This window comes from Dietzia sp. B19, assembly GCF_014145155.1.
In the GTDB taxonomy this organism is placed as follows: Bacteria; Actinomycetota; Actinomycetes; order Mycobacteriales; family Mycobacteriaceae; genus Dietzia; species Dietzia natronolimnaea.
Genome location: NZ_JAALED010000573.1, coordinates 24,399 through 25,172 on the forward strand (window position 1 = coordinate 24,399; position 774 = coordinate 25,172).

The 774-nt window shown below is 66.5% G+C and carries 1 protein-coding gene; it reads left to right on the forward strand.

Annotated features, from left to right (window positions below; genetic code table 11):
- Positions 1 to 774 (forward strand): IS3 family transposase (locus G6020_RS16345; protein WP_241732787.1); only part of this gene is annotated, 774 nt, incomplete at both ends.

Below are 774 nucleotides of genomic sequence, written 5' to 3' on the forward strand. Positions count from 1 at the left end.
GTCCTGCGCCCTGGTCGGTAGGTCGCGGGCGACCCATCATCGCCAGGCCAATCCGAAACCGCGCCAGTATGGGCCGCACCCCAAGGCCCGCCATCCTGCCGAGCTCACCGCCGCCGAGCGCACCGCGATACTGGAAGTGCTCACCAGCGAGGCCTACGCCGATCTGTCCGTGGCCCAGGTGTGGGCCCGCGAACTCGACGCCGGCCGGTATCACTGCTCGCAGCGCACGATGCACCGGATCCTGGCGGCCGAGGCGATGAACGGCGAGCGTCGTCGGCAGGCAACCCATCCACCACGGGCGATTCCCGAACTGGTCGCAACCTCAGCAAATGATGTGTGGTCGTGGGACATCACGAAAATGCGGGGCCCGGCCAAGGGCATCTGGTACCACGCCTACGTCGTCATCGACATCTACTCCCGCTACGTCGTGGGCTGGCGCATCGAGACCGTCGAAGACGGCGAACTGGCCGCCGACCTGGTCGCCGCCGCCATCGCCGAGCAAGGCCAGGCACCGGGGTATCTCCACGCCGACGGGGGCGCGGCGATGACCTCGAAGCCGTTGGCCTCACTCCTGTGCGATCTGGATGTAACCCGGTCGCACAATCGGCCGCGGACCAGCAACGACAACCCGTACAGCGAGTCGCAGTTCAAGACCATGAAGTACACGCCGAACTACCCCGAGCGGTTCGCCAGCATCGGTGCCGCCCGGGCATGGATGAACCGATTCATCCACTGGTACAACCACCAGCACCGGCACAGCGGGATCGGACTGCA